Source organism: Mesorhizobium sp., from assembly GCF_024509055.1.
Classification (GTDB): domain Bacteria; phylum Pseudomonadota; class Alphaproteobacteria; order Rhizobiales; family Rhizobiaceae; genus Mesorhizobium.
The window spans coordinates 1-22,568 of sequence record NZ_JANINM010000321.1 but is presented as its reverse complement, the minus strand read 5'-3'; the positions used below and the strand labels follow the sequence as shown (position 1 = coordinate 22,568).

The 22,568-nt window shown below is 62.5% G+C and carries 20 protein-coding genes; 5 read left to right on the top strand and 15 right to left on the bottom strand.

All coding sequences use genetic code 11. The features are described 5' to 3' along the window. Positions 1-202: 202 nt before the first annotated feature. From ssuD to Q0L57_RS14110, 10 genes are all read right to left on the bottom strand, one after another. A complete protein-coding gene (gene ssuD, locus Q0L57_RS14155; RefSeq protein ID WP_296743580.1) occupies positions 203-1,360 on the bottom strand; it encodes an FMNH2-dependent alkanesulfonate monooxygenase in 1,158 nt (385 codons plus the stop codon). Positions 1,361-1,393: 33 nt separating this feature from the next. Further along, positions 1,394-2,239, bottom strand: coding sequence for an ABC transporter permease subunit (locus tag Q0L57_RS14150; RefSeq protein ID WP_296743578.1), 846 nt, complete (start codon positions 2,237-2,239; stop codon positions 1,394-1,396). Further along, positions 2,236-3,030 (bottom strand): taurine ABC transporter ATP-binding protein, encoded by a 795-nt coding sequence (locus Q0L57_RS14145; protein ID WP_296743577.1) that lies wholly within the window; start codon positions 3,028-3,030, stop codon positions 2,236-2,238. Before Q0L57_RS14145 ends, Q0L57_RS14150 begins: the two co-directional genes overlap by 4 nt. Before the next feature lie 66 nt (positions 3,031-3,096). Beyond that, positions 3,097-4,110 carry a taurine ABC transporter substrate-binding protein gene (gene tauA, locus Q0L57_RS14140; protein ID WP_296743575.1) on the bottom strand — a complete coding sequence of 338 codons (1,014 nt, stop codon included), beginning with the start codon at positions 4,108-4,110 and terminating at the stop codon, positions 3,097-3,099. Positions 4,111-4,393: 283 nt separating this feature from the next. Then, on the bottom strand, positions 4,394-5,059 hold the full coding sequence (locus Q0L57_RS14135) for an outer membrane protein (protein ID WP_296743573.1): 666 nt from the start codon (positions 5,057-5,059) through the stop codon (positions 4,394-4,396). 331 nt (positions 5,060-5,390) lie between these two features. Beyond that, positions 5,391-5,630 (bottom strand): hypothetical protein, encoded by a 240-nt coding sequence (locus Q0L57_RS14130; RefSeq protein ID WP_296743572.1) that lies wholly within the window; start codon positions 5,628-5,630, stop codon positions 5,391-5,393. Positions 5,631-5,933: 303 nt separating this feature from the next. Beyond that, positions 5,934-8,153: a diguanylate cyclase gene (locus Q0L57_RS14125; protein WP_296743570.1), complete on the bottom strand. Its 2,220-nt coding sequence runs from the start codon at positions 8,151-8,153 to the stop codon at positions 5,934-5,936. 159 nt (positions 8,154-8,312) lie between these two features. Beyond that, complete coding sequence (locus Q0L57_RS14120; protein WP_296743569.1) at positions 8,313-9,872, bottom strand: DUF3592 domain-containing protein; 1,560 nt, start codon at positions 9,870-9,872, stop codon at positions 8,313-8,315. Between the two features lie 416 nt (positions 9,873-10,288). Further along, entirely contained in the window at positions 10,289-10,483 is a 195-nt protein-coding gene (locus Q0L57_RS14115; protein WP_296743567.1) for a hypothetical protein, read from the bottom strand. A 99-nt stretch (positions 10,484-10,582) separates the two neighbouring features. Then, positions 10,583-10,801, bottom strand: a complete 219-nt coding sequence (locus Q0L57_RS14110) for a DUF6074 family protein (protein ID WP_296743566.1) — start codon at positions 10,799-10,801, stop codon at positions 10,583-10,585. 292 nt (positions 10,802-11,093) lie between these two features. Here Q0L57_RS14110 and Q0L57_RS14105 point away from each other — a divergent pair, with 292 nt between their 5' ends. Next, entirely contained in the window at positions 11,094-11,558 is a 465-nt protein-coding gene (locus Q0L57_RS14105) for a hypothetical protein (protein ID WP_296743564.1), read from the top strand. A gap of 524 nt (positions 11,559-12,082) precedes the next feature. Here Q0L57_RS14105 and Q0L57_RS14100 read toward each other — a convergent pair. Next, positions 12,083-13,726: an MFS transporter gene (locus Q0L57_RS14100; RefSeq protein WP_296743603.1), complete on the bottom strand. Its 1,644-nt coding sequence runs from the start codon at positions 13,724-13,726 to the stop codon at positions 12,083-12,085. 492 nt (positions 13,727-14,218) lie between these two features. On the opposite strand from Q0L57_RS14100, the gene Q0L57_RS14095 reads away from it, so the two are divergent. Both Q0L57_RS14095 and Q0L57_RS14090 read left to right on the top strand, forming a co-directional pair. Then, a complete protein-coding gene (locus tag Q0L57_RS14095; RefSeq protein ID WP_366940911.1) occupies positions 14,219-14,770 on the top strand; it encodes a transglutaminase-like cysteine peptidase in 552 nt (183 codons plus the stop codon). A gap of 186 nt (positions 14,771-14,956) precedes the next feature. Continuing rightward, a complete protein-coding gene (locus Q0L57_RS14090) occupies positions 14,957-15,418 on the top strand; it encodes a phasin (protein WP_296743561.1) in 462 nt (153 codons plus the stop codon). Positions 15,419-15,809: 391 nt separating this feature from the next. Here the strand turns inward: Q0L57_RS14090 and Q0L57_RS14085 are convergent, their stop codons facing one another. Both Q0L57_RS14085 and Q0L57_RS14080 read right to left on the bottom strand, forming a co-directional pair. Beyond that, on the bottom strand, positions 15,810-18,179 hold the full coding sequence (locus Q0L57_RS14085) for a 1-deoxy-D-xylulose-5-phosphate synthase N-terminal domain-containing protein (RefSeq protein WP_296743560.1): 2,370 nt from the start codon (positions 18,177-18,179) through the stop codon (positions 15,810-15,812). Between the two features lie 12 nt (positions 18,180-18,191). Continuing rightward, complete coding sequence (locus Q0L57_RS14080; protein ID WP_296743558.1) at positions 18,192-19,397, bottom strand: methionine gamma-lyase; 1,206 nt, start codon at positions 19,395-19,397, stop codon at positions 18,192-18,194. A 106-nt stretch (positions 19,398-19,503) separates the two neighbouring features. Here Q0L57_RS14080 and Q0L57_RS14075 point away from each other — a divergent pair, with 106 nt between their 5' ends. Further along, the gene (locus Q0L57_RS14075; protein WP_296743602.1) at positions 19,504-19,974 is read left to right on the top strand and encodes an Lrp/AsnC family transcriptional regulator; all 471 of its coding nucleotides are present in this window, start codon (positions 19,504-19,506) and stop codon (positions 19,972-19,974) included. Positions 19,975-20,094: 120 nt separating this feature from the next. On the opposite strand, the gene Q0L57_RS14070 is transcribed toward Q0L57_RS14075, so the two are convergent. Beyond that, a complete protein-coding gene (locus Q0L57_RS14070) occupies positions 20,095-20,679 on the bottom strand; it encodes a CGNR zinc finger domain-containing protein (protein WP_296743600.1) in 585 nt (194 codons plus the stop codon). 106 nt (positions 20,680-20,785) lie between these two features. On the opposite strand from Q0L57_RS14070, the gene Q0L57_RS14065 reads away from it, so the two are divergent. Further along, positions 20,786-21,586: a DUF2066 domain-containing protein gene (locus Q0L57_RS14065; protein WP_296743557.1), complete on the top strand. Its 801-nt coding sequence runs from the start codon at positions 20,786-20,788 to the stop codon at positions 21,584-21,586. A 45-nt stretch (positions 21,587-21,631) separates the two neighbouring features. On the opposite strand, the gene Q0L57_RS14060 is transcribed toward Q0L57_RS14065, so the two are convergent. Continuing rightward, entirely contained in the window at positions 21,632-22,234 is a 603-nt protein-coding gene (locus tag Q0L57_RS14060) for a cold-shock protein (protein ID WP_296743556.1), read from the bottom strand. Positions 22,235-22,568: the final 334 nt, after the last annotated feature.

Here is a 22,568-nt window from a genome sequence, read left to right as displayed (position 1 = left end):
GGCGACCGACGTATACTTGAAGAACGCGTCCTTGCGGGCGCGTCTCACAGGGCACATGAAAACGTCGGTCGCGGGGCTTCGGGGCGCCTGTGTGCAGGCACCTTCATTTCGCCGAGTCGGCCGTCCGTCCACAACGCGAAGGCCGGGACATGGTGAATGGCCGGTTACTATCCACAGGGGCGGCCTGCAGCGGTTTCCTGATCTAGGACGCCGCCTCCCTGACGCGAGGCGCCGCGGCGCGGCCGAATTCGAGGTCCCAGCCTCTTTCCCTGAGCGGCGGCTCGCTTTGCAACCCAAGGCGTGGGAACAGAAGCTCGGCGACGTTGAAGGCTTCCTCAAGATGCGGGTAGGCCGACGCGATCACCGTCTCGACACCGATCTCCTGATATTCGCGGATGCGCGCCGCGACATTTTCCGGGCTGCCGACAAGCGCGGTGCCCGCTCCGCCGCGGACCAGGCCTAGTCCCGCCCAAAGATTCGGTCCGATCACCAGCTTGTCCCGGCGGCCCTGGTGCAGCGCGGAGATGCGCTTCTGGCCGACGGATTCCGAAACCTTTGTGAACTGATGCTGGGCCTCGGCGACCACATCGTCCGTCACGCGGCTGATAAGACGGTCCGCCGCCGCCCAGGCCTCTTCCTCCGTCTCGCGCACGATCAGGTTTATGCGCAACCCGAAGCGGATCTTGCGGCCCTGGGCCGCCGCGCGCGCCCTGACACGATCGAACTTCTCCTTGACCTGATCGACCGGCTCGCCCCAGCTCAGATACACGTCGACATGCCTGGCCGCGACATCGATGCCGGCTTCGGAGGAACCGCCGAACCACAGTGGCGGATAGGGTCGCTGGAGGGGCGGGAAAGAGATGTCCGTGCCGTGGGCGGACAGATACCTGCCCTCGAAATCCGCCGGCTCGCCGGACAGGATGCGCCGCCAGATGGTCAGGAACTCGTCGGTCTGCGCATAGCGCTCGTCATGCGAGAGCTTGTTACCGTCTCCGGCAAGGTCGGCGGGATCGGCGCCGGTGACGACGTTGAGCAGGATGCGACCGCCCGAGATGCGATCGAGGGTCGCAGCGTGGCGGGCAAACAGCGCGGGCGTTCCGCTGCCCGGACGAAGGGCCACGAGGAAGCGCAGCTTCTCCGTCTGCGCGATCAAAGCCGACGCCACGATCCAGGCGTCCTCGCAGCGCGTTCCGGTCGGCAGCAGCACGCCCTTGAACCCGAGGCGATCGGCGGCCTGCGCGATATCGCGCAGATAGCCGAACGATGCCGGACGATGGCGCTCTTCGGTGCCGAGATACGGACCATCGCCATGCGTAGGCAGATACCAATAAACGTCGAGAGGACGATCGAGAACCGACATGATTAAACTCCGGCAGACAGCGACAAAGGGGTTTCAGATCTTGCCCTTCCAGGGCACAAGGCGGCGCTCCAGCCAGCGCATCGCGCTCGAAAGCGCGAAAGCCAGCAGGGCAATGACGATCAGGCCGACGAAGACAACGTCGGTCGCGAGGAAGTTGGCGGCCGACATGATCATGTAGCCGACACCGGATCGCGCGGCGATCAGCTCAGCGGCGACCAGCGTGGATAGGCCGGCGCCGATCGCGATGCGGATGCCCGTCAATATCTCGGGCAATGCCGAAGGCAGGATGATGCTGGTGAATATCTGCAGGCGGTTGGCGCCGAGCGAGAGCGCCGCATTGATGCGCTCGGCCGGCACGGAGCGCACGCCCGCCTGCGCCGAGAAGCAGATGGGGGCAAAGGTCGCAAGGGTAAGCAGCAGGACCTTCGATGTCTCGCCAATGCCGAGCCAGATGATCAGCAGCGGCAGATAGGCGAGCGGCGGCAGCCCCCAATAGATATCGATGGGCACGGAGAAGACGCCACGCATCCATCGGTTCAGCCCCATCGACAGGCCAAGCGGAATGCCGACGACGATGGCGATGGCGAGCGCTATCCCTATGCGCCACACGCTGGACGACAGATGGGTGAGCAGCGTGCCTTCGGCGTAGCCGTCCTGCGCGACCGCCTGGAACTGGACGGCGACCTCTTCGGGCGACGGCAGGAACAAGGGCGAAGCCCAGCCGAAATGGCTGGCGGCAAACCATAGTCCGACAAGCGCGGCCAGCGTCGCCACGCTGATTGCCACGGTGCCTTCGGCGACGGGCTTGGCACGCCGCGGCCTGGGCTGGCTCCTGATCGCTGGGGCAAGTTCGATTGGAGCATCCGTTGTGATGGTCATTGCAACCTCCCGTGTTCGGCTGCGGGTGAAGTGTGGATCAGCGCGCGGATTTCCTCGCGCAGTTCGACGAAACGGCGATCCGAGACTATCGGCCCGATCTCGCCGGTCCGGGCGAAGTCGCGCACGAAATCGACGTCGAAGCGCGCGACGATGCGTCCCGGGCGCGGCGACATCACCACGATCGTGGTGCCGAGCAGCAGGGCCTCCTCGATCGAATGCGTGATGAAGAGGACCTGCTTCCCCGTCTGCGCCCAGATCGAGGCCAGCAATTGCTGCATGGTCTCGCGCGTCAGGCTGTCGAGCGCGCCGAAAGGCTCATCCATGAGCAATATCTTGGGATCGGTCGCGAGCGCCCTGGCTATGCCTACACGCTGGCGCATGCCACCCGACAACTCGTAGGGCGGCTTGCCCTCGAAATCCGAAAGTCCGACCAGCCGCAGAAGCTCGCGCGCGCGTTGCCGCCGCTCCCGCCCGGGCACGCCCTTGTATTTGAGGCCGAGCGCGACATTGTCGAGAACACTCGCCCAGGGCAGCAGCGTGTCCTTCTGGAACACGACGCCACGGTCGCCGCCGGGGCCGGCTATCGGCGCGCCGTCGAGCCGGATCGATCCTCCGGTGAGCGGCAGGAAGCCCGCGATTGCGTTGAGCAGCGTGGACTTCCCGCACCCCGAGGCGCCGACGGCGACCACGATCGAATCGGGCGGCATTTCCAGCGACACCCGGTCGAGCGCATGGACGCTCTGGCCGTCGGATGTCGGAAAGACGACGCTGGCATCACGAACCTGAAGCATGGCGTACTCCGGATTGAAGGGACGGGCCGCTCACGACCGCCCGCCCCTGTCGCCTTGGGAGGCAGATCAGTTGGACAACGTCTTTGCCGATTGCGCGTATTGCGGATCGACGAACGCGGCGTAGCTGTCCTTGATGGCCGTGATCTTCTTCTGGTCCTTGAGGAAGGCCGCGGTGTCCTTGAGGATCTTCGCCACGCCGCCCTTGTCGCCACCGCCGAGCCACTTGTCGGAAGCCTGCTCGTCAAGCGACGGCACGCCGTCCGCGGCCTTGAGCTGGTCGGCATTTTCCGCCGGCGTGCCGCCCTGCAGCCTGGCGATCAGCCTGGCGTTCTCGGAATCCGGCCCCCAGGCCGCCTTGTCGTTGGCATAGGAGGTGAAATAGCCGTCGACCAGATGAGCATACTGAGCGACGAACTCGGGATGCGCCTTGGCGAACTCCCCGGTTGCCACCAGGGCGCCGAAGGTAGGAGCGCCGCGCTCGGCCACTTGCCCCGCGGTGAGCAGCACCTTGCCGTTCTTCTTCAATTCGGCGAGCGCGGGATCCCACACGAACGCTCCGTCGATGTCGCCGCGCTTCCACGCCGCGACAATCTCAGGCTGCGGGATCGCTATGACCTGGGCATCCTTGGGGGAGATGCCTTCCTGCTTCAGCACCGCGAGAAGCTGATAGTGGTCGGTCGAAACCGGCGCCGCCGCAAGCTTCTTGCCCTTGAGATCCGCCGGCGTCTTGATGTCGGGCCGAACGACAAGCGCTTCGCCGTCGCCGGCGATCGACGTGATATAGAACCCCTTGACGTCGAGGCCGCGGCTGACGGCGGCGGCATAGGGGCTCGATCCGACGTCGCCGATCTGGACATCGCCCGAGGCGATGGCCGCAAAGATGTCGGCACCGGAGTCGAAGCGCCGGAACTCGATCTTCCAACCCGTCTTCTTGGCGAAATCGCCGTTGGCGATGCCGACGAAATACGGCACCGCGCCCGTCTGATAGGCGATGACCACCTTCTTGTCGTCCGCCGCGTGCGCGGCAACCGAGAAGGCGGCGAAGGCTAGCCCGGCAAGGGCGGAGATAAGCTTACGCATGCTCTTTGATCCTTTCCCCGGTGAACGGTCCCGCGATCCCTCGACCGCGCCGCACCTTGGATCAAAGCCTACTTAATCTGTAGACTTAACCGAGAAATAAGATTTCGAACATGCTGAAATGTGGATACAAATCGCCTACGGAACGGACATGCTTGCGGGCATTTGTGTCGCCTCGCGATCGTATCCGCGGTGGAATTAGGGCACGGATCGGGCGGCGGCCAGCCAAATAAAAAGGCCCCGGACGAGCCGGGGCCAGGATTCATAACAATCCGAAAACAGGCGGTCAGAACTTGTAGTTCAGGCCGATGCGGACGGTGTGAAAGTTATTCTTGCTCACCAGGCTGGCGCCAGGACCCACGTCGAAAAGCGTGGCCTTGCCAAGATCCGTGTAGAGATATTCCGTCCTGAAAGTCCACTTGTCGTTGAGAGCATATTCCACGCCCGCGCCGAGGGTCCAACCGGCCTTTGTTTTCGACGCGTCGACGGGACCGAAATCGGCCTTGATGTGACCATAGGCGAGGCCGCCCGTGCCATAGACGAGGAAGCGATCGACAGGCGTGTAGCCAATGCGCGCCCGCACTGTGCCAAACCAATCAATCTTGGTGGTGCCAAGCACCGGACCACCGCCAGGCAGCGAGATGTCACCCTTTATCGAGGAGCCCTGGAAGTCTGCTTCCACGCCGTAGACAACGTCGCCGGACTGCCAGTTGTAGCCGGCCTGCACGCCGCCCAGAAAACCGTTCATCCTGAAATTGGCGATCTCTCCCGAACCGACTGGCGCCTCGAAGGAGAGCTTGGAGCGGCCGAAGCCGCCACCCGCATTGACGCCGACATATGCGCCCGACCAGTTAAAGGTCGACGCCACCGGCAATTCCACCACCGCGTCGGCAGCCATTGCGCCAGAGTTCAGCGCCGCGAGGGCGACCGCTGCGAGAAGAATCGATTTCATACCAAGCCTCCAAAATGCACTGCTATTTGCGCCGCTCGCTTAGCCCGCTATATTGGTCGACGAAAGTAAGAATATCGATGTGGCAGGCGTCTACAAATATGTGTTGCTATATCGCATCACTGCCTGAACTGGCGTTGGCTTCGATGGCATACACCGCGCAATAGCGATCGAGCGCATTTCTGACTGCCTGGAATACGGGCTTGATATCTCGGCCAAGAAAGTCCGGACTTTTTGGCGATCCGGACCCGACACAGATGAAAACCACCCAAGGCGTCAGCCGGCGAGATCAGCGCGATTTGCTGAAGACTGACTGGTTACAGGGCGGTCGGCCTCATCCCTTCCACATCGTCGAGCGAAGAAGAGCCTGCATGTGCTCTGGCAGGTCGAGTTCGCCGCGTGCCTCGACCTTTAAAAGATAGCGGGCCTTGGCCAGGCGATCACCTTCCGTGACGGCGGGATAGGCGCAGATAGCCAGCAATGCCGCTTCCTCCTCCCGGCTGGCCCTGTCGGAGTCGCGCCTGCTGCCGCCCGCGTCCTGGACGGTCTCGCCGAACGCCGCGTATGCGGCCATATGCGCCTCGATCAATGATCTCAGTTTGTCGAGCGGTTCTCGGTCACTGTGCGGTGGCTCCGCAGCGAAGCCTGTAACCGCAACAGTCGAGGCGAAGACGGCGCCGCCGGACTGGAGGAGCAAGGCGCGGCGATGGATCCTGGACGTGGTAACTTCTCCCTCGATTTGATGGCATGCAAGAACGGTGCTTGTATCTCACCGGCACCGTAACACGGCCGCCCGCGTATTCATGTCAGGATGAATGGCCCCATAGGTTGGCCGAGTGCGCCCTGAAGCAATCAAGGATCGGAGCAGCCGAAAGCGCTAGCCTTGGCCATCGGCGCTGGTCCTCGCAGTCGAGACCAGCTGGATCGCTGGCCGCTCGCCTGGTTGTCCGGCACGCGCCACGACGACCCGGTCGCGCCCCTCGCCCTTGGCGTTGTACAGCGCGTGATCGGCGGCATTGGCGAGCTCTGCCCAGCCGGCCGCCTGTTCTGGATAGGCAGCGACTCCGAATGAAGCAGTCACCGTGCCCAGGGTGCGGCCTCGATGTGCCAGATGAAGCTGCCGGATCGCCAGGCGCAGCGTCTCGGCCCGCTCGGCACCCTCGTCGATCGAACATCCCGGCATGACAAGGGCGAACTCCTCGCCGCCGTAGCGGGACACGATATCGCTGTCACGCGCATGCTCGATCAATGTCGCCGCGACCTGCTTCAGCACGAGGTCGCCAGCCTCGTGGCCGAACGTGTCGTTGAACTGCTTGAAATGATCGACGTCGAGCATGATCATCGTCAGCGGCTGGCCCGAACGCTCCACCCGGCGCAACTCCCGGCTGCTTGTTTCCTCGAGATATCGCCGGTTGAAGAGGCCAGTGTTCGGATCCCTGATCGATTGCTGCCGCAGCGTTTCGCGCAGGCGCAGATTGGCCAGCGCCAGCGCCAACGTGTCGACGACGCCTCGCAGGATCTGCCGCCTTTCAGCCAGCCATTGAGGCCTCTCGGCCGCGTTCGGCTCGCACAGGTGCAATATGCCAAGCGTTTCGCCCTGCGCCGCCAAAGGCATGCAGACATATCCCTTGTTGCCATTCTCGGTGATGTGGGCGCAACGTGGCGTAAGCATGCCTGGACCGGCAACGTGCTCCTGGCCACGTCTCAACGCCCAGCAGTCTTCCGGCGCAAACTGGTTGATGCTCGACTTGATCCCGCCCCAATGGACCACCTCCTCGACCAGGTTGCGCGACGCGCTGGTCAGATGCACGGTTCCGCTCAGCCCGCCGAGGAACTCAGTCATGGCCGCGCCAACCACCGAAAAGGCCTCGGGGAACGTCACGCAGGCCTGGAGCAGTTCGCCAAGCTTCACCAGGCGGGCGGTGGTCTCCGACCTTTCGTGCAACTCGCTGTTGAGGGCCGCCAGTTGATCGGCGCGCTCGTTGACGACGCCTTCGGCATGGCGAAGCTCGCTGATGTCGTTCAGCGAAAGAACAAGGCCCCCGTCCAACCTGCTGAGCGGGCTGCAGCTGGCAATGGCGGGCAGCTGAGAACCGTCCGATCTGATCAGGCGCACCTCGCCCTGGTGCCGGCGACCAGTACTGAGGGCCATGTCTACCGGAGACGCGCCGCTCGCGAAGGCCCCGCCCCGATGGTCGTGCATCTTCAGAACCGAATCCCATGGCTGCCCGACGATCTTGTCGGCGCGTCGGCCGATCATCATTGCCGCCGAGGGATTGACGCTGGCGATCCGGCCGTCGCTTTCGAGCACGACGATGCCTTCGGCCACCGTCTCGACGATGTCTTCGATATGGGCGCGCGCCGACGCCAGCTGGTCCGCCATGGCGTTGAACCCGTCGGCCAACGTCCCGAATTCGTCCTTGGCCACGTGGCTTACGCGCGCCGTCGCGTCGCCCTTCGCCAGTGCCTCCATGCCTTTCATCATATGTGACATGCCGGCGCCAAAGCGTCTGAGCAGAACCCATGCAAAGCCCGCGGCGACCAGCATGGCGACTGCGACGGCCAATCCGACCAGCCACAGAAGGTCACTGGTGCGCTGTTCGGCTGCACGCAGCAGCGGATCATACTCCAGGAGCACGGCGCCGACGATCTTGCCCTCGGAACGCTCTATTGGAACGGTCAGCACGGAGACCCCTTCATGGGGATCGACAAACTGCCGCGGGACGCCGTCCGCCAGCGTCTGGCCGACCTCATTGCCGGTATCGTGATCGAAATGCGAGCCGATGCGGTGCGCATCGTCGCTGGCGTTGGCGATGACGATCTTGTTCGGATCGACGATCACGAAGTCCCTGAGCGAGCGATCGTGCTGCATCTGCAGAAACTCACGCAGCGCTTCGGGCCGATCAAGCAGCGAAGGCGAGCCGTCGGATGCGGTGAAAGTGAGGGTGTTGGCCAGTCCGCGAGCGACGTTTCCGGCTTCGATCAAGCCGAGCGATCGGGTCGCGACTGTCTGCGCGAAAATCGCGACGCTTCCGACGAACCCAATCAGGACCGCGGCGCCGATCATGCTGAAGACGATCTGACTTCTGATGCGCACTAAAGGCCCCGTCAGGGAAAGAGGTCTCATGGACGCGGGATGAGGCCGGGTCCATGACCAAATTTTATTACCAAATCCTTATCACGGTGCTAACGAGCCTTCGGCCCTTAACTCCACATGGCACGTGGCCGCGACAGCCAAGATCGACCCCGATGCGCCTCAGCCAAGCCGCCATATTCCGGAAAAGAAGACGGCCGCGCCGAACAGCCCGGCTACGATGGCAAGGCTCAACCACTTGAAGGCGACGCGCGGTTCAAGCACTGCGATCGCAGGGTTTGTCGGGTTGTAGGACACGACAATGTTCAGGCCCTTTGGATAGCGCGCGACAACCGCTTCGGCCCATTCCTTGCTGCCGGAAACCGCTGGGCCAAATGCAATTCTCGCACTGTGATAGTTGTTGCCCGCAACGCTGTAGCCGAATTCAACCACGGGCGACCACATGGTAACCGCCGACCCGCCACTGCCGCTTCCATGTGCCAACTGCTTGTGAGCCTCGGCGACGCTGGCAATTACGGTGCCTTGGGCTTTCGGCCACCGCGCGGCTGCGGACGCCTGGCGATAATCGGAAACAAGGATGACCAGTGCCAGCAGCCCCGCCGCGCCGAAAAACAGGGCGCCTTGGACCACAGCCCCCTCGGGGAAATAGGGCTGCAGCAAAGCGATGACATCGCCAATGCGCATGAAGAACACGACAGCCGCCGCACCGATCAGAAGCGTGGCGGCGGCCCCGGCGTAAGCAGTTGTGGTGCGCAGCGGCGCACCTTGCTCGAGCACCGCATCCTTTGGATCGACTGGATTGTAGTACACGGGACCCTCTCGGCCCACGCGGTAGCGATCGGGCGCTGCCGTCGCCTCGGCGCTGTCGGGAATGATGTCGCCGGCCCGGATACGATGGCCGCGATACTCGACCCCACCGACATCATAGACATACTCGATGCTTGGCACATTGCCGACACGCGGAGCATCCGTCCCGGAGCGCCGTGCCGTGCGCATCCCCGATCGTACAATGCGCCCGCGCGCGGAAGGCCAAAGGGCTGTCGTTTCAGCCAGACGGGCGTTGTAAACGATCTTGCCCGCCAGAGCCGCGAAGAAGCTGACCCCGAACAGCGCCATGACCGCCCAGCCTGGGAGCAGGACGATCGCGACGGCGAGCGCGGCGCTGGTGCCGGCCAGAAGCCCGGAGCCTCTCGGCAGATCCTGAGAGAAGCCTGGCCAACCACGCAATATCAGCACGAGAGCGATCAGCCCGGCCAGCGGGGCGCCGAAAGCAAATGCGGCAAGCGAGGTTTCGCTCGCCCCGTTGGGCAACGGATCGGCAACCCGGCGCGCCTCTGTTGAGATGTGACCCGGACCGCCGTCACCAAAAGCCGTCGTCATCGAATCGGAAAGCGCCTTCGCTGCCGCGATCGCCTGAGCAGCGGTCGGTGCCGTGACAGTAACGGTGGCATGGCGAAAATGGCTGTCGGCATCCTGGATGGTGAGTTTCGCATCGGTTTGCGTCGTCAGCCGGGCCTGCTCGAAAGCCCGGTTCAGCCGGGTTTCGTCCGGCTCATCGATTGTCAGGATCGAAACCGAGCCTTCGTAGGAACTGGCGAACCAAGATGAAACCCATCCGCGGCCCGACCATGCGGCGAGCGCCAGGATAGCCAGCGCGACACCTGCCAGCAGCACGCGCCCGCCACGCCGCCTTTTTTCCTCGGCGCCCTGCTCATCCCTCATTGCCGCTTCCCCGAAAGTGGATCACACGATCCACGGCTCACTGCGACATCGGCCGGGAATGGTGCGCCCATGGGCTGCGGTTGTCCATTAGCCGCCATTCGACCCTGCCAATCGGCTCGCGATGCAACATCGGAACAAAACTCGGCGGCGAGGGTTGGTCTGTTGAAGGGACCGTGACCTGAAAGAATCCGGTACAATGGTAGCACTAGTCGTTTTGGAAATTGCGGCCGCAAGGCAACACGCCAAGCGGGCGGAACACTCTCTCAGACAGTCAGAAGAAATGCTTGGCGAGAATTACGGGCTCGCGGTCGGTCTCGCTCTTTGCGACCGCATCAGGGCTCAGCAAAGGCGCGCGAAAGCAGCCAGAAGGAAGCTTCTAAAGATCGTGCCCGCAGCGGCACCTTACGGTTCCTAACCTATTTCAGCGTATTGCTACGGATTTCACGGACGGCCTTCAGGAAGATCGGCGCCGCAACATCACACCGTTCTTTCGAGGGTCCGTTTGCCTGAATGACGACTTCGGCCTGCCGCAGCGTGAGTCCATGTTTTTGCGCGAACTCGATTGGGTCATATGCGGCTTCCCAGCCCGGTCCAGTCTTTGCCCTGCTCATAAGTCCTCCTCGACAAGCGGGACCAACAACCGATCGACCGGGATTCGGTTGCGAGGGTCAGACCTATGCCTTTGAGGGCCAGACTTCAGTCGTGTTCGGCTAAGCGGCCAGGGCCGCCTGAACAGCGTCGAAAAAGCGACGGACTTCAGTGCGCGCATCGTTGGCGCTCTGGCCACGTTCGATCGCGACGGAAAGCAGATGCACAGCAGTCTCCCGCCAGAGCTTAGCCGCCTCGTCGCTGGGAAGCCTGGCGATTGCGATTGCCACGCTTCGAATGGCTGGAAGCTCTCGGCTAATTGGGAAGGCATGCACTGACATGAAAGGGATGACCCGAAATGTTTCGCGTCAACCTATCGCTCGAAAGGAAACAGACGTTTAAGCATACCGCACCAGTGGACCGGCGAAGCTCTATCCGTTGCTCGGACGGCTGCTCGGCCATCGCAAAAGCCTTTGAGGGTTCTCGGTGAGCGGAGATCGAATTGCCGTTCAATTTCTCTCGGCAATGGAACCTCACGACCGAATTCAAGTTCGCCTGCATAGGGACGAATGAGGCTAGCCCTGCCGGTGCGGGCTCGCTGGCGGTGGAGTGCCTCGCGAACAGGAGACGGTCATGAAACATCAGACAGTTGAACAGCTGCATGGGATTGCGGAAGTCGAACCGACCTTTCCGGCCATGACGCGACGTGAGCGATTGGAGCGGTGGGCAATGCTTCTCGAACAAAATCCCGAGCGGTGCCTGAGTGCCTTTCCCGGGACAGAATTCATGTCCCTGGATGTGCGCAGCAAGGCCCAGTGCCTTGGCTCTCCCCTCAGCGTCGCTTTCGCCGATCCAATCTTGTGCGCGCAGGGATTGAAGGATGATACTTACGGCGAAGCCAAGCGCTTCTTCGAGCTGGCGGATTGGCAGTTGCACGCCATTGTTTGCCATTGCCATGTCGGCGGGACCATGAAAGCCGGCTGGGCGGCTGTTCAAGTGCGTTCCGCCTTCAAAGAACAAGGCCAACTCTTCAGCAGATTACGGGAGGCGATGGCCCATTGGCCGGCATTGCGCATCTTCACTCATGCGAGCGAGTAAGAGCGCTCGCAAAGCCGACATTCAGGCGCAAACGACTACGCAAAATTGCGCGGGTCATTGGCTTAGCCCACCGTCATAAACGGACATGCTGGTAGATCGTACATGGCTGAGGCCCCGGTGACCGACCCAGTTCCGGGGCCTTTTTGCGTAAATAAAAAGCCCGCTGCGCGAGGTGTCGGGCAGCGGGCAACGAGAGCCGGCCGTCTGGCAACGCTGACAGGTGCGGGGAGACCGCTCCATGCCGGCGCTCATCCCCAAGTTAGCAGTGCCTGGGGACCGGAGCCATCCGACGACAGCGTGAAAGGATTCTTGGGCTAAAGCGCAGGGAAATGAGCGCCAAGTGTTTTTATTCAAAATGGCTAATATTACGGCTGCTCGGTTAGCCGGCTTGCCCCGCGCGCAGTACCGAGGAGCAGAACATGGTCGGTCATTTTCCAGCCACCACCCCCGCCCCCGCAATTGCCGCCACCCCCTTCGTGCGCAGCGGCGGCATTACAGAGATCAAGCGCTTCAACAGGGCATTCTTATTTGTGCGACAGATATGCCATCGGCGAATAAGACTTGCGGGTTCCTCCGGCAGGGCGCTCGATCAGGATATTTGTTCGTGGCGGGCTCGTCTCAGCTGTGAGTGTCAGAAGTGCGTGCTCCAACTCCATGTCCGCCTCCGTCAGGCGGTGATGCAGCCTATGATAGTCGGTCCAGGTTGGGGTCCGAAACGACTCGACCCATCGCGACGGCTGCTGGATGTCCCGCGTGAGCGTCCATTGCCGGGCGCCGACGCGGCTTTGGGCGTAGCGGCGCTTCTGCATGATTTTCATGAACTGATCCAAATCCCCCTCAAGGATCGTGTATTCGGTTGTGACAAGGATGGGGCCGCTTCTTGGTTTCAGATCAAGGGCGACCGCGGGTGCATGAAACCCTCCGGAGGGCTCGAGTTCCGATTCAGAACGATTGCTGATCGGCCACCTGAACCCGAGCGCGGCAACAGCCAGCGTCGCGACCGAGGACCACGCCATTGCCGACGGGAGCGAGTAGCTCTGGACGATCGCGCCCCAGAACCAGCTGCCGCCCGCGATGCCGCCGTAGGTGAACGCGCTGTAGATCGAGACCGTGCGTCCGACGATCCAGCGCGGACTTGCCAGTTGCACGTTAACGCCAAGTCCGGACCACGCCGTCACCCAACCTGCCCCACCAACGGCGAGACACGCCGTCGCGAAGGCAAGCGACGATGTGAGCGCCAGCAAGATTTCACAAAGAGCGCATGCGAGGCAAGCGAGGACCACCAGCCATTCCTGCGTGAGCTTGCGCCTGAGCGCCGGATTCTTGAGCCCGGCCACGAGCGCGCCGGCGCCGAAGCCACCCATCATGATGCCGTAACCGACAGGGCCGACCTTCAAAGTGTCGCGGGCAATCAGCGGCAGCAGCGCCAGGGTAGAGGTGCTTGCAAATCCAAACAGAGTGCCGCGGACGATCGTCGACTTGATTTCGGAGGATATCGCCGTGAAGCGCAGACCGTCATAGATGGCCGTTCTCAGCGCTTCACGCGGCAGCGCTGAACCTTGGACCTTCCACTTGTTGCGCCATAAGGCAGTGAGAGGGGCAACAAAGCCCAGGGTGGTAAGCCCGAACGTAACGAGGGGCCCAAAGGCGGCCACGATGATGCCGCCGAGCGCAGGACCGACACTGCGCACGGTGTTGAACCCGACATTGAGCAGCGTGATTGCCGCCGGCAAATGGCGGCGCTCCACGATATCGCCGATCGAGGCTCGCCAGGCGGGGTCACTGAGCGCGATGCCGCAACCGTCAAGAAAGCTGAAAACGAGGATCATCCACGGATTGTGAATGCCAAGCGCCATCAGGATTGTCAGCATCGCTGAGGCTGCCATCATGAGGCTGCGACCGACGATCATGACCATGCGGCGGCTATAGTTGTCAGCAATGGCGCCGACGAACACCGCCAGAAAGAAGGCCGGCAGGGTCGATGAGGCCTGAACCAGCGCAACCAAAACGTCCGAGCTGGAAACGGTTGCCATAAGCCAACCGAGCGCCACCGTCTGCATCAGCCATCCCAGGCTTGAAAGCTGGGATGCCAGAAAGACGGAACGAAAGGTCGGGTTCTTCAGTGGCGCCAGCAACCCTGTGGATGCGTCGTCCTCGGTCGAAGGCATGACTGTCAATCTCTGTACAGCAAGGGGCGAAAGCCCATTATCTCCAGTAGCGTGCAGTGCTACTGAAAACTCGGTGTCAAACGCCACCAGAATCGTCTTCTTGGCAACGCATTGTCCCGCCGTGGCATGTAGGACCCGGCCGTCGGCCATCCCTTGGATGGCTAGCTTCCCCCGGCAAACTAGCGTCGCCGGGCCTCTCGACGGCTAGTGGCAGGTGGGGCACAGATAGCCGCCTAAATTAACCTTTCGTTAACAATTAATTTGACGGCCCCCGCGGCGGGGCGTTTGCTTCACCCCATAAAAGGGTTTGGAGTTGGGACGGCTATGTCGTCGGGTCGGTTGACTGCGCCGCTGGTAGCGGCGTTGCTGGGGTTTGCGTCGCTTGCGAATGCCGGGTCGGTCGGAGTCCAGGCAAGCTCCAAACCCTACTATCCAGCTTCCTTCAGGAACTACCTCGTCAGCTTCCGTGCAAGCCGTTCGCCGAGCACGACCATGGGGTCAGCGACCGCGGCGGCGGTGGGCGGAAAGACCAGCATTCCGTACGGCTGGGTCGATTTCTGCGGCCGACGTCCTGAAGAATGCCAGGTGCCTGTGTTGCCAGCGGCCGACATCAAGCTGACTGCCGCGACATGGGACACCCTCGACAGGATCAACCGCGAGGTCAATGGCTACATCGTGCCCGAGAGCAATCTCGATCATTGGGGCACGACCCAGGACCACTGGGACTACCCGGTGGACGGCAAGGGCGACTGCAAGATCTACGCGCTGTTCAAGCGCAAGCTGCTGCTCGATGCCGGATTTCCCCGGCAAGCGTTGCTCATGACCGTCGTCTACGACCTGGACGGCGCGGGACATGCCATCCTGACGGTGAAGACCGACAAGGGCGACTTCATCCTCGACAACCTCGTTGACAACATCCGCTCCTGGGACGCCACGGGCTATTACTTCCTCAAGCGCCAGTCGCAAGAAAACCCGAACGTCTGGCTCTCGCTCAACGTGCGTGGCGATGCCGCGTTCGGCAAGGAAGTCCAGGCGAACAACTGATCCGGTCGACAACCCGCAAGAGGTCAGCCAAGGCTGACGTTGCGCGCCTCAAGGGCCTTTCGTGTCCTGGCTTTTCGCGCAGCCTGCCCGGGCAAATTAGTGTCAGCTTCACAAATCCGTTGCGGCGGTTTCGTACATGAAGGCGGGGGCTTTGTTTTGAGGCACTCTCTGGAAAAGGATAGAAGAATGTCCAAGATCCCCGGCAAGACCGAAACGATCGAAAACTCGGAATCCGCTCCATTCGAGCCGTCCAAGGCTGCCGAGCAAGTCCGCGCCGTCGCCGAACAGGGTGCTGAGCAGGCGAAGGCAGCTTTTTCCAAACTGCAATCGGACACCGAGACCACTCAAAAGGCTTTTGAGTCGTCCATTGAAGTGGCCAAGACAACCCGCAACGAAGTGTCCTTGAAGACGATTGCCGCTTTGCGAGCCAATGCAGAGGCCAGCTTCACACACCTCGAAGCACTGGTTGCCGTGAAGTCGCCGTCCGAGTTCTTCGAACTGCAGGCCGCCTTCGTGAACAAACAGATCGAAACTTCCGTCGAGCAGGCCAAGGCCTTGCAGGCTGCGATGTTGAGAGCGACCGAAGATGTATCCAAGCCGATCAAGGATGCCTTCGAGAAGGCTTTGAAGGACCTCAAGGCCGCCTGACTGCCCGGGCAATCCAAGAGCGGAGGTTAGTATGTAGTCCGCTCGCCACGACAGGCCAGACCGACGCCCTGCGCCGGTCTTATTCTCTTTGGTCGGCCTTGTTTGCCGATCGTATCGTCGTGGGATCATCCTCGCGGTTTTCGGCCTGGGATGTCGCCCAAGCACTGATCTGTTGGAGGGCATCGAAAGGCTGAATCGATAACCGGGACGCTTCGCAGCCAGATCGCGCTGAACCAGTTCGCCGATCGCGGGTCGGGCTCTCGATGTAGCGGTCCCTTATCGACCCCAGACAGGCTAGCGATACCGTCCTACTGAGTTAGCACTGCCGTACGCGGCGGGGACGTGAAATGCCGAAAATGTTGGCCGGGTTGCGGCTGGTTGCAGCAACTTGTCACGCCGAAAGCCTGATCGGCCGACCGGGTGCGATGCGGCTTGCCGCCGCCACGATTGCGTCCGCATCGATGCCGAAATGGCGATAAAGATCGCTGATGGTGCCAGTCTGCCCGAAATGCTCCACGCCGAGAGGCACTGTACGATGCCCGCCCACGGCCCCGAGCCAGGACAATGTCGCTGGATGGCCGTCGATAACCGTAATCAGCGTGCAGTGCGGCGGCAGGCGGCCGAGAAGCCGCTCGGCGAGGCTCATCGCCGTGGCGTGGCCGCGCGCCCTTGCGCGCCGGGCGGCCGTCCAGCCTGCATTCAGGCGATCGGCCGATGTGACCGCCAGCACGCCGATATCGCGCCGGTCGCCTCCAATGCGGCCGGCCGCAGCGATGGCCTCGGTCGCGACGGTGCCCTGATAGGCGATCACCACCTCAGCATTCGATCCCGGCTCGCGCAGCCAGTAGGCGCCGTCAATTACACCCTCGGCGAATCCGGGATCACTGCGGTGCGATGGTTGCTCCATTGGGCGGGTGGAAAGCCTGAGATAAACCGAGCCGCCGGTCTCGTCGCGCAGCCAGGTGCGTTCGTCCGGATCGCCCTCGCCGTCGCGCTGGAGATAGTCGAAGCTCCAATCCATGATAATCGACAGTTCGTCGAGGAAGGCCGGCTCGAAAGAGGCCAGCCCATCCTGCGCCATGCCGATGAGCGGCGTGCCGATTGACTGGTGCGCTCCCCCTTCGGGCGCCAGCGTCACGCCTGAGGGCGTCCCGACCAGAAGAAACCGGGCGTCCTGGTAGCAGGCGTAGTTCAGTGCATCGAGGCCGCGCGCGACGAAGGGATCGTACACCGTTCCGACCGGGATCAGGCGCTCGCCGAACAGGGAGTGCGACAGCCCTGCCGCGCCCAGCATCAGCATCAGGTTCATTTCGGCGATGCCCAGCTCGACATGCTGGCCCTTGGGCGAAAATGCCCATTTCTGCGCCGAAGGGATGCGCTCGTCGCGGAACGTGTCGGCGCGCGCAGCGCGTGCGAACAGACCGCGCCGGTTGACCCATGGGCCGAGATTGGTCGAGACGGTGACGTCCGGCGCCATGGTGACGATGCGGTCCGCAAGCGGCCCGCCTGCCTTGGCGATCTCGTCGAGGATCTTGCCGAACCCGGCCTGGGTGGACAGCATCCGGTCTGACAGTTTGACCCTCTCCGGGCGCGGCAAAGCGGGAGCCTCGAACCGGCGCCTGCCCTTGGCAAAGAACGGAACGCTGGACAGGAAGGCACGCAGGCCGTTCTCGTCAGGCACGGCGGCAAAGGGTTGCCACTCCGCGCCCTCCGGCACGCCCATAGCGCCCCGGAAGATCTCCATCTGCGCCGGCGTCATCAGGCCGGCATGGTTGTCCTTGTGCCCCGCCAGCGGCGTGCCCCAGCCCTTGATCGTATAGGCCAGGAAGACCGTTGGCTGGTCGTTATCGGTCGCATCGAACGCCTCGCAGAGCGACGGCAGGCAGTGACCGCCGAGGTTTTCCATCAGCCCCGCGAGTTCCGCATCGCTGCGGCGGTTCAAGAGTGCCGTCATCGCACCCTGATCGCCAAGATCGTCCATGAGCCGCTTGCGCCAAGCCGCGCCGCCCTGGAAGGTCAGAGCAGAATAAAGCGCGTTGGGGCAGGCATCGATCCAGTCACGCAGGGCCTCGCCGCCCGGCTCGGCAAAGGCCGCGCGCTGCAAGGCGCCGTATTTGAGGCGGACGACCCGCCAGCCGAAGGCGGAAAAGATCGCCTCGATACGGTGCCAGAGACCCTCGCGCACCACGCCGTCGAGACTCTGGCGGTTGTAGTCGATCACCCACCAGACATTGCGCAGGTCGTGCTTCCAGCCTTCCTGCAACGCCTCGTAGATATTGCCCTCGTCCAGTTCGGCATCGCCGATCAGGGCGACCATCCGGCCCTCCGTGCCTGCCCAGTCATGGCCGCGCAGATAGTCCTGCGTCATCGAGGCGAAGATCGGGAAGGCCGCGCCCAGGCCGACCGAGCCGGTCGAGAAGTCGACATCGTCGACATCCTTGGTGCGCGATGGATAGCTTTGTACGCCGCCATAGCCGCGGAAGTTCTTCAGCTTCTCCAGCGGCAGGTTGCCCATCAGGTACTGCGCGGCGTGGAACACCGGGCCGGCATGCGGCTTCACCGCTACCCGGTCCTCGGGGCGCAGGGCGTGGAAATAGAGCGATGTGATGATCGCCGCCATCGAAGCCGACGAGGCCTGATGGCCGCCGACCTTGACCTCCCCCTCGCCCTTGTCGCGCAGATGGTTGGCGTTGTGGATCGTCCAGCAGGACAGCCACAGAAGCCGGCGATGCAGGGTTTCCAGATGGGCGAGGTCGATCATGGCGAACTCCGACTATGCGGCGAGCGACGCGGGCGCCCGCAGCGCCTGCGTCAGGTCCGCCAGGATATCCTCGACCTCTTCCAGCCCGACCGACAGCCGGACCAGGCCTTCCGAGATGCCGTGGGCCGCGCGCTCTTCGGGCGTATAGGTCGAATGGGTCATGGAGGCCGGATGCTGGATCAGGGTTTCCGCGTCGCCCAGGGACACTGCGCGCCGGATCATTTCTAGACGGTTCATCATCGTGCGACCTGCCGCAAGTCCGCCCCTCAGTTCGAAAGCGATCATGGCACCGAAGCCCGGCATCTGCCGCCTGGCAAGGGCATGCTGCGAAGAGCTTTCCAGCCCGGGATAGTAGACTTTGGCCACCGCCGGGTGGGCCTCCAGCATTCGTGCCACCGTCATGGCGCTCGCGCAATGCCGTTCCATGCGCAGCTTCAGGGTCTTGAGCCCGCGCAGAACCAGCATCGCGTTGAAAGGCGCCATGACCGCGCCGGTCATGTCCTTCATGCCGACCAGGCGAACCTGCGTCATGTCCTCGGCGCTGCCGACAGCGATGCCGCCGACGAGGTCACCGTGCCCGCCCATATATTTAGTGGCTGAATGGACGACGATATCGGCGCCGAGCTCGATCGGCCGGGTCAGCACCGGCGTCGCGTAGGTGTTGTCGACGATCACCTTCGCGCCATGCGCCTTGGCGATCGACGAGACGGCCGCGATGTCGACGAGCCGCATGTTCGGATTGGCCGGCGTTTCGAAATAGACGATCCGTGTCCTGGGCGAGAGCGCGTCCCGCAGCGCTTCCGGATCGGTCAGGTCCGCGTGGGTGACGGTGATGCCGAACTTCGCCAGGCCATGGCGCATGAAGGCGAAGGTGCAGCCGTAGAGCGTGTTGTCGGTGATGATCTCGTCGCCGGGGGACAGGAAGGTCCAGAACACCGAACAGATCGCCCCCATCCCCGAAGCGAGCGCAACTCCCGCCTCGGCGCCTTCCAGGTCGGCACAGCGGCGCTCGAGGAGATCGAGGGTTGGGTTCGAGATGCGCGAATAGATGTGCCCCGGCGCCTCGCCCGCAAAGAGCGCGGCTCCTGCCTCGGCGCTGTCGAAGACAAAGGTCGAGGTCAGGTGCAGTGGCGGCGTGAGCGCCCCTTCATGCTGCGCCGGATCATGGCCGAAGTGAATGGCGCGGGTGGCAAAACTGGCGGGATGGCGGGGGTTCATGGCGACCTCATGGCTTGGGACGGCCTGAATCCTTGCATGAAGCCTCTGGCATGTGCTGCCAAACAATGCCACCATGTCTCCAAAAATTGGAACATCCCGATTGTCCATGTCGAAAACAAAACAGATAGATGCCAAAGATCGCCAAATCATCCGGGAGCTGCAACACGATGGCCGGCTGACCAACCAGGACCTGGCGGAACGCGTGAACCTCTCTCCGTCTCCCTGCCTTCGACGGGTGCGCCTCCTGGAGGAGGCCGGCGTGATCGTCGGCTACTCCGCGGATGTCGATACGCGAGCCTGCGGTTTTCAGATCACGGCCTTCATCCGCATCGCGCTACAGCACCATGACCGAGATGCCGTGCAGCGTTTCGAAAAGCACATAAAGGATGCGAACGAGATCCTCGATTGCTTCCTGCTGACCGGCGAGGCGGACTACCTGCTGCGTGTCATCGTGGCGGACCTTGATGAGTACGAACATTTCGTCCGCAACCGCCTGCATGGCATCCCGGGCATTGGGTCTATCACGACGAGTCTTGTCTACGGCACCGTCAAGTCATCCCGGGTCTTCCCTCTTTAGGGCCTAGGGTGCCGCCAATCCCGTTTTTGCGTCGCATTGGAGAAGCAACGGTACGTCCGTTCACTGGGCGGTCGGCCAAGAGTTGAAGGGCCTTTGGGTCGCGAACCAGGCACCGGAACCCTATTTGCGATGCGCCAAGCGGTACCGCGCAGCCTTGGCTCGGTTGCCGCAACCATCCATCGAGCACCAGCGCCTCGGCTTTGATCGGCTCTCATCGACGAAGAAACCTTCGCAGCGATCAGCCTCACACTGCCGGATGTCATTTGCCGGAGGAAACAGCACCAGCATGGCAACGGCAGCCGCCGAGCGGCGCAAGGGCAGATAGACGGCCTCGGTCTCGGAAGCTGAGGTCAGATTCAAGATCCCACCAAGGTCGGCTGTGCCGCCGGCCAGCGCTATCGCTTCGTGAATGTCGCGCAAGGCGCTGGGCTTTGGCGCATCCCCTTTGCGGAGATTTCGCGCCGAAACACCAAGCCACGATTTGAGGGCCGCGCGCAGTTTCAGCACCTGGACATGCACTTCGCGGGCCACGCCTTCATGATGCCGGGCCAAGCGGTTGAGGAAGCGCCCCTCGCCTTCCGACACCAATTGCGCGGGAATGCAGAACGCCGCCAGATCCTGATAGCTCGGAATGAAGTCGACCTCGTGCCCATCGCGCCAGTGCAAGGTGTTGGCGAGGTCGAGCGCCGGCGCTCCGCCCAACATACGCATGGAGCCGAGGTGCGAGACGTAGGTCCGGACGAATTCGGTTGATTGCATTTTATCAGTATGTAACCTCTTATACGGTTACTCAAGAGGACAGGGAGGATTCATGAAGAACGTCCCATTGGCGCTCCTGGCATGGTTCGCGCTCTCGGGCTTGGCGCACGCTGATGACGATGTGCTTTACCGCTCGAGCCTCATTGTCACCGGAGACCGCGAGGAAACGCGCATTCCCGCCATCCCGCAAGGTTTCGAACTGGCGGCGCAGAAGCTGACGGGCAATCCCGACATCGCGCAGAACCCGCTCTTCGCCTCGCTGGCGATCGGGTCGCCCGGCATGGTCTGGTCCTACACCTACCACGACCGCATGTTCGGCATTCCAATTCATGATGAGCAAGGCACACGCGATCGCCCTTTCGATCTCACTTTCCAGTTCGACCGCAAGCGAATGGACGAAGCGATGGCAAAGTTGGGGGAAAAGCCCTGGTTGGGAGCACGCCCGAGACTGGCGTTAATCGTCGAAGTTACCAATACGGCGCGCAGCTATGTGCTTGCCACCGACGGCGAATATGGCTCCGACCAAAGGGCCAGCTTTGAGGACGCCTCGGCGCACTTTGCGATCCCCGTCGTTTTCGCGAGACAGGCCGACCTGTCCGGCGAGGCAATCACGCCGCAGAAGATTGATGACATCCCGACCGCGGCGCTGAGCAGGCTGAAATCCAAATTGGGGGCCGACGAGATCTTGGTTGGTCATCTCGACCTGCAAACCAACGCGCCGGGCTGGCATGCCAGCTGGCATCTGGCATCCCTTGCAAAGGAAGCGAGTTGGGAGATCGCCGGCGTAAACTTCGACGCTGCCTTCCGCAATGGCGTTGGAGGCGCCGCCAAGCGGCTGCGGCCACCGAACTAATCCGGGAATTCTGCGGCATCCTGTATCAGAGTTCGCTGTCTCGACTCAGGCAAGCCGTATGCTTTGGACTTCGAGACCCTTCTTGCCCTGCCCGCATTCGACGACAACCTTCTGCCCCTCCGCGAGCACATTGAGCCCCGACCGAGTCAGTGCGGTCGCATGGACGAAGATGTCCGCGTCGCCGTTAGAGGGTGCGATGAAGCCAAATCCTTTTTCGGGATTGTACCATTTGACCGTTCCCTCAATTTTCAACTGCGACCCGCTCCCGACCAAAGCCCCTCCGGGACGGCCGCTGTGCGCACGAACCTTCGAAACAGCGTCGCCAACCTCGAGCACCTGCGCGACCTGACGGCCCCGCGGCGTTTCCTCGACCGTCACCTTGAGACGCATACCCTCTGAAAGGTCGGGTTTTCCGACCGTCTCCAGGGCACGCATGTGCAGGTAGACCTCGGCGCCGTCTACGAGCTTGACGAAGCCAAAGCCCTTTCCGGAATTGAACCAGACAACTTCTGCGTCGGCTTGAACCGCCGCAACGACGACCGGCCGCTGCTGGAAGTAGCTCGGCTCTGGTGCCCTTTCTGAAAAGCGAGCGTCCTCATCGTGATGCCGATGCCGCCGCTGATCGCGATGGTCCTTGTATTTGCCCATAGTCTTCTCGAGGGATCCGTCGGAAACATTGCGGCGCTGTCCGTTCCGAGAACCGGGCAACGCGCTTGAGTCAAACCCAAGCTCTCGCATTCTATCATCGCCGAATGGGATGCGGGAGCGGATTAGGCGGGTGGCGAGCAGATTTTATGTCGGCAATTTTCGGAAAGGCTCCAAACTCTGTTCGCACATTAGACCGTGCCGAATAGGCGGCGGTTTCTGTGTAACTGAAAACCGAGTTTCGTCTTGCATCCCTGCGGACTGGGTGACACGTGTGCTCGGAGAGGATCAATTCTGATATCGCGGGCATCCGCTGGAGAACTCTTTGGCCATAAGC